Origin of the sequence: Microbacterium testaceum (assembly GCF_001476655.1) — a bacterium.
Lineage (GTDB): Bacteria > Actinomycetota > Actinomycetes > Actinomycetales > Microbacteriaceae > Microbacterium > Microbacterium testaceum_C.
In genome coordinates, this window is the sequence record NZ_LDRT01000193.1 from 1 (window position 1) to 6,793 (window position 6,793).

The 6,793-nt window shown below is 70.1% G+C and carries 4 protein-coding genes; all 4 read left to right on the plus strand.

The features are described 5' to 3' along the window. Nucleotides 1–297 precede the first annotated feature (297 nt). Nucleotides 298–1,314 carry a phosphate ABC transporter permease subunit PstC gene (gene pstC / locus NS220_RS18125; protein ID WP_081323265.1) on the plus strand — a complete coding sequence of 339 codons (1,017 nt, stop codon included), beginning with the start codon at nt 298–300 and terminating at the stop codon, nt 1,312–1,314. Then, nucleotides 1,314–2,627: a phosphate ABC transporter permease PstA gene (gene pstA, locus NS220_RS18130; protein WP_058625377.1), complete on the plus strand. Its 1,314-nt coding sequence runs from the start codon at nt 1,314–1,316 to the stop codon at nt 2,625–2,627. The genes pstC and pstA overlap by 1 nt, the downstream gene beginning before the upstream one ends. Further along, complete coding sequence (pstS, locus tag NS220_RS18135; RefSeq protein ID WP_153004366.1) at nt 2,624–4,213, plus strand: phosphate ABC transporter substrate-binding protein PstS; 1,590 nt, start codon at nt 2,624–2,626, stop codon at nt 4,211–4,213. Before pstA ends, pstS begins: the two co-directional genes overlap by 4 nt. 135 nt (nt 4,214–4,348) lie before the next feature. After that, the coding region (locus NS220_RS18140) for a hypothetical protein (RefSeq protein ID WP_153004367.1) at nt 4,349–6,793 on the plus strand (2,445 nt) is incomplete at its 3' end.

Below are 6,793 nucleotides of genomic sequence, written 5' to 3' on the forward strand. Positions count from 1 at the left end.
GCGCGCCGACCGGTGCGCGCCGACCGGTGCGCGCCGACCGGCCGGCGCGCTGCGGTCCGCGCCCACCGACGTCTCTCGTTCACCTTCGCGCGGGCAGCGTTCACCCGGCAGACAGGGCGTGTGGCGGGACGAGGCCGACGGCGTTCACGGCCCGCTCATAGCGTCACGCGTGCCGGTCATCCCGAGCCGGCTGTGGGTACACGAGCGACGCGCGTCGCCGGTCACACGCCCGTCCGTACGGCCTCCGTCGCCATCGGTCAGGAGCGTGGGGGACCCGGCGCGATCGATGGAGAACGCATGACCGACCTGACCACCGAGGTGCTGCCGCAGCGCCCCGCAGGCCCGCCGGAGCCGCGCTCGCTCCGGAGCGCGCCGGTCGTCGCCGACCGCGTCTTCCGCGGCGGGGCGTACTCGGCCGGCATCCTCACCGTCGCGACCATGCTCGCCGTCGGCGTCTTCCTCAGCGTGCGAGCGGGTGACGCGCTCGTCGTCGCCGGCCCCTCGTTCTTGACGACGCAGGAATGGTCGCCCGAGACGGGGACCTTCGGCGTCGCGGCGGTGCTCTTCGGCACCGTGACGATCGCGATCGTGGCGATGGCGATCTCGGTGCCGCTCGCTCTCGGGACGGCGCTGCTCATCAGCGAGATCGTGCCGCCCCGCCTGCGGTCGTTCCTCATCACGATGGTCGATCTCATGGCCGCCGTGCCGAGTGTCGTGTTCGGGCTGTGGGGCGTCTTCTTCCTGCAGGCGAACGTCATCCCCGTCGCCGAGTGGATCTCGACCTACTTCGGGTGGATCCCGGTCTTCCAGGTCACGGATGCCACGGGCGCCCGCCTCACCGAGGCCGGGGCGTTCACGTCGTCGGCGTTCATCGCCGGCATCGTGGTGGCGCTCATGGTGGTGCCCACGCAGACCTCGGTGATGCGCGAGGCGTTCTCGCAGGCGCCCCTGGGCGAGCGCGAGGGGGCGCTCGCCCTCGGGTCGACGCGCTGGGGGATGATCCGCGCGGTGGTGCTCCCCTTCGGCCGCGGCGGCATCATCGGCGGCACGATGCTGGGCCTCGGCCGCGCCCTCGGCGAGACCATCGCCGTCGTCATGATCATCTCCCCGATCTTCACGATCAACACGCAGCTGCTGAAGACGGGCACCAACTCGGTGTCGGCCCTCATCGCTCTCCGCTACGGCGAGGCCAGCCAGTTCGGACTCTCGGCGCTCATGGCCGCGGGTCTGGTGCTGTTCATCATCACGCTGATCGTCAACTTCACCGCGTCCACCATCGTGGCCCGCAGCCGATCCGGGGCGGAGAGCAACTGATGGCGATCGTCACCCCCGAGGCCCCGACGGCCGACGAAGGCGTCCCCCGCGAGCCGATCCGCACCACGATCCCGCTGCGTGACGGCCACGTGGGCGAGCGCCGTGACCTGCGCACCGTCCCGTTCGGCGATCGCTTCGACGTTCTCGGGAGCGCCGCTGCCGGGCTGGCGCTGTCGTCCCTCCTGTTCGGGTGGCTCACCCCGATGACGGGGGTCATCGGTTGGCTGGTGCTGTCGTTCCTCGGATTCCTCGGCATCTACGCCGTGATGTCGTCGCTGCGCGCCGACCGCCTCGCGGTGCGGGAGCGGATCGTCACCGCCCTGTTCTATTCGGCGGGGGTCATCCTCCTCGGAGCCCTGACCTTCGTGCTCTTCTTCACCCTCATCCGCGGCTCGTCGGCGCTGTCGAACGGCAACTTCTTCGTCGAGACGATGGCGAAGGCCGGCCCGCTCGATCCGCTCACGATGGGCGGCATCGCCCACGCGATCGTGGGCACACTCATCCAGATCGGCATCGCCCTGCTCATCACGATTCCTCTCGGTGTCATGACGGCGGTGTTCCTCAACGAGATCGGCGGCCCCTTCGCCCGCTTCGTCCGGACGGTTTCGGATGCCATGACGGCACTGCCCTCGATCGTGGCGGGGCTGTTCGTCTACGCGTTCGTCGTCACCCTGATCACGCACGAGCGCTCGGGGTTCGCGGCATCCGTCGCCATCAGCGTGATGATGCTGCCCATCATCATCCGCGCGTCCGACGTCGTGCTGCGCCTCGTGCCGAACAACCTGCGCGAGGCGTCGTACGCGCTGGGCTCGAGCCGGTGGAGCACGGTGTGGAACGTCGTGCTGCCCACCTCGCGCTCGGGCCTGGTGACCGCGGTCATCCTCGGGACGGCGCGCGGAATCGGCGAGACCTCTCCGGTGCTGCTGACCTCGGGCGTCACCGCGCAGATGAACCTCAACCCGTTCTCGGGGCCGATGATCTCGCTGCCGCTGCAGGTCTTCGACTTCGTCAAGTCGCCCGAGCCGAACATGATCGCGCGCGGGTTCGGCGCGGCGGCGACCCTCGTCCTGCTCGTGCTGACCCTGTTCATCGTCGCGCGTCTCATCGGGGGTCGTGGTCCGGGGCAGCTCTCGGACCGTCAGCGCCGGGCCGCCCTGGCCGCCTCCGCGCGCGATCTGCGTCGGATGAGCGCCGACCCCGCGGAGCATTCGCGCGCGGTCCGTCGTCTCAGCACGGTCTCCCGTTTCCCCTTCTTCGGCGGGCGTTCCGCTGCCGCCGCCGGTCACCGATCCACCGAGGAGAACCCGTCGTGAACCTTCGCCACCGCCTGGGCCGGATGACGGCCGCGCTCGCGGTCGTCACGATCGTCGCCCTCGTGCCCGCGCCGGCGCAGGCCGCCGAGAGCTACGTCCCCATCTCGGGCTCAGGCTCGACCTGGTCGCAGAACGCGCTCGACCAGTGGCGCAAGAACGTCGCCGAGAACTACGGCATGACGATCAACTACGCCGGCACCGGATCCTCCGCGGGCCGCAACGACTTCATCAACCAGACGGTCGACTTCGCCGTGAGCGAGATCCCGTTCCAGAGCCAGCCGGAAGATGGATCGCCCCCCGAGAAGCCGACGAGCGGCTACTCGTACATGCCGATCGTCGCGGGCGGCACCTCGCTGATGTACAACCTCAAGATCGGCGGCAAGCGGGTCACGAACCTGCGCCTGTCGGGTGAGGTCATCGCGAAGATCTTCTCGGGGCAGATCGCGAAGTGGAACGACCCGGCCATCCAGGCCGACAACCCGGCCCTCGCCATGCCGGACGTGTCGATCACCCCCGTCTATCGCTCCGACGGCTCGGGGACGAGCGCGCAGTTCACCGCCTGGATGAAGGCGCAGTTCCCGAGCGTCTGGACCTACGGCATGCGGTCGCAGTTCCCGCAGGTCACCCCGGCGTTCAAGGGGCAGAACGGCTCGCTCGGCGTGGCCGGCTACGTGAGCCAGAACTACGGCGAGGGCGCGATCACGTACGTCGAGTACTCGTACGCGATGAAGTCGGGCTTCCCCGTCGTCAAGGTGCTCAACAAGGCCGGCTACTTCGTCGAACCGACCTACCAGTCGGTGGCGGTCGCCCTGATGTCGGCGAAGATCAACGACGACCTCACGCAGAACCTCGACGGCGTGTACAACAGCGGCGACCCGCGCGCCTATCCCATGTCGAGCTACTCGTACATGATCGTGCCCACCGAGACCAACAAGGTGTTCACGGTCGAGAAGGGGCGCACGCTCAGTCAATTCGCCGCCTACATGCTGTGCGAGGGTCAGCAGAAGGCCTCGGCCCTGGGGTACTCGCCCTTGCCGATGAACCTCGTCCAGGCGGGATCGGACGTCCTCCAGCGGATCCCGGGCACGGTGGGCGCCATCGACTTCTCTCGCTGCAACAACCCCACCTTCAAACCCGGCGACTCTCCGTCGAACAACCAGCTCGCCCTCACCGCGCCGGCGCCGCCCGAGTGCGACAAGGCCGGCGCGACGCAGTGCGTCGAAGGAACCGGCGGAGCGCAGGAGGAGACTCCCGCGACCGGATCGGGCGGGGCGAGCGGCGGGAGCAACAGCTCGGCCGCCGCGGCGGGAACGGCCGGTACCTCATCCGACCCCACTGCCGCCGGCGCAGCACCCGCGGCCGCGGGCGGGACGTCGGCCGATCCGGTGTACGACGCCAACGGAAACCTCGTGTCCGCCGCCGCGGCGGGAGGTTCGGCGGCCGCCGTCTCGGCCCCCTTCTCGCTCGCCGAGAACGGGTGGGGCACCCCGCAGTTCATCATGCTCGCCGCGGGTCTTCTCGTGGTCGCCGCCATTCTCATCCCACCCGTGGTCGGTCGTCGCGCGCGCGGCGATCGACGCCCCTGAGCCTGGAATTCCGACGTTCTCACGTCGAGTCCGCGGTGGCGACACCTCGTTACCGCCGCATTCATCCCCTCGACACTCGTCACCCCTCAACTAGTCCCGACGCTCACCCGAGCAGCTCTTCCCGAAGGAACTTCCGTGTCTGAATCCCGCGAGCGCCGCGCTGCATCCCGTCCCTCCGGACGTCGTGCGCGATCGGCATCCGGTCGCCGGGCTGTCTCCGAGGCCGTCGTACGCGCGCGCCGGGGACTGCACGCGGTGACGGTCGGCGTCGTGGTCGGGGTGGCGATCTTCGGGTTGACCGGGGGCACCGGAGCGCTGCTCGCGGGAGCCCCGGCGGCGGTGGCGGACGACTCCTCGCGGGTGACCGTCAGCGCGAAGGATCAGGACCCGGACGCCGCGAACGCCCCGTTCCCCGACCTCTCGGTCACGGTGTCGCAGACGCGCGCGCTGGAGTCGCAGGGCATCGTGGTGTCGTGGACCGGCGGGAAGCCGTCCACGGTGCCGAGCTCGCAGATCGGCGGCGCGGACTTCCTGCAGGTCTTCCAGTGCTGGGGCGACGACCCGGCGCACCCCGGCACGCCCGACCGGACGACCTGCCAGTACGGGTTGAACGGTGTCCCGGGCTCCCACCGCGACGACGTGCGCGAGAGCGACACGTCGGTGGCCGCCGAGGACAAGGCGTACACCGTCGTCGGCGATGGGTTCGCGAACCCGACCTACACCTCCATCCCGTTCCGGGGCGCCAACGGCCGCACCGTCGCCACCGTCGTGGACGGGAAGTACTCGACCACCAAGGACGCCGAGGGCAAGGACGTCCTGGCCGACATGAACACGAACGAGTTCTTCTCCAAGTACACGACGAACATGGTGTCGTGGGCGGGGTCGGGCGGCGACGGCTCCGGCTCGGTGAAGTTCGAGGTGCAGACGGCCATGCAGTCGCAGGGCCTCGGGTGCGGTTCGCCCGTCACCGCGGCCGACGGCAGCGTGTCGGGCTCGAGCTGCTGGCTCGTGATCCTGCCGCGCGGCACCCAGGACGGCGGGGCCCCGTTCATCACCAAGTCGGGTCTGTTCTGGGATGCCTGGAAGCACCGCATCGCGGTCAAGCTCGACTTCAAGCCGCTCGGCGTGCGCTGCCCCCTCGGCGCCGCCGAGCTCCAGCTCGCCGGCAGTGAGCTCATCGGACGGGCGATCTCGTCGTGGCAACCCGCGCTCTGCAACCAGCAGGGAGGCTCGGTGTACTCGGCGATCACCAGCGCCGAGTCCGACGCCGCGCGCGCGGCGAACGCCGTCACTCCGGCACCCCTGGCACTGACCTCGCGCGCCCTCGATCCGAGCCTCGGCACCGATTCCCTGCGATACGCCCCGGTGGCGATCACCGGAGCGGCGATCTCGTTCGCGATCGACCGCAACCCGCGACCGGGTGACGACACCGTCCCCGAGGACGTCCAGAAGCGGGTCGGGCTGCCGTTCACGTCGCTCAAGCTCACCCCTCGACTCGTGGCCAAGCTCCTCACGAATTCGTACCTGGACTCGCTTCCGACCTTCGCCGACCGCGACCACCTCAGTCATCTCGACGGCGACAAGCGCGTATACAACCCGCGCAACCTGGTCAGCGACCCCGACTTCCTCGCCGTCAACGACCCCGAGTGGAAGTATCAGTCGCTCGCTGCGGCATCGCTCGCCGACGCGCTCGTGCCGCAGGGACGCTCGGATGCCGCATGGGTCATCTGGCAGTACGTCCTGAGCGACGAGTCGGCTCGGCAGTTCCTCGCGGGCACTCCCGACGACTGGGGCATGACCGTCAATCCGTGGAGCTCCACCGACGCGGACAAGAACACCTCGAAGACTGCCCTGAGCCTCCCGCGCGAGGACTTCCCGAAGGCCGACCCGATCGAACAGGCGGCGACGTCGTCGGCGGGCCCGGTCAACCTCGTCACCTGGCGTCCGTACGTCAACGACCTCGACGCCGGGGCGTACGACACCCTGCGCGGCGACGGGCTCACGCTCGGGGCGTGGGATCCTCAGGCCACGCCGCCGAAGTACGGGAAAGCAGACCGGAGCCTGCCCGGACACCAGACGGTCCTGGCCGTGACCGACACGGCATCCGCTGCCCGCTACCAGATCGTCACCGCGTCGCTGCAGAACGCGGCGGGGGAGTTCGTGGGAGCGACGACCGATGCCATGGCCGCCGCGGCCGCCGCGATGACCGCGACCGCCGGCCAGGCTCAGGTGGTCGCTCTCGACCCCGCCTCGCCGGCCGCGCAGAGCGCTCGCGACGCCTACCCGCTCACGATGCCGGTCTACGCCGCCGTGAATCCGAAGTCCACCGACGCCGGGCTCCGTCAGAGCTACGCCTCGTTCATCCGGTTCGTCGCCACGACCGGCCAGCAGCCGGGCAGCGCGATCGGCCAGCTGCCGCAGGGCTACGTCCCGCTCCCGGACGGCTGGCGGGCTCTGGCGTTGACCGCCGCGGACGACATCGAGGCGGGACGGATGCCAACCGCCGCCGGCACCACGCCGACCCCGACGTCGAACACCCCGGTGGCGGGCGTCCCGTTCCCCAGCGGTGGGGTGGTCGGC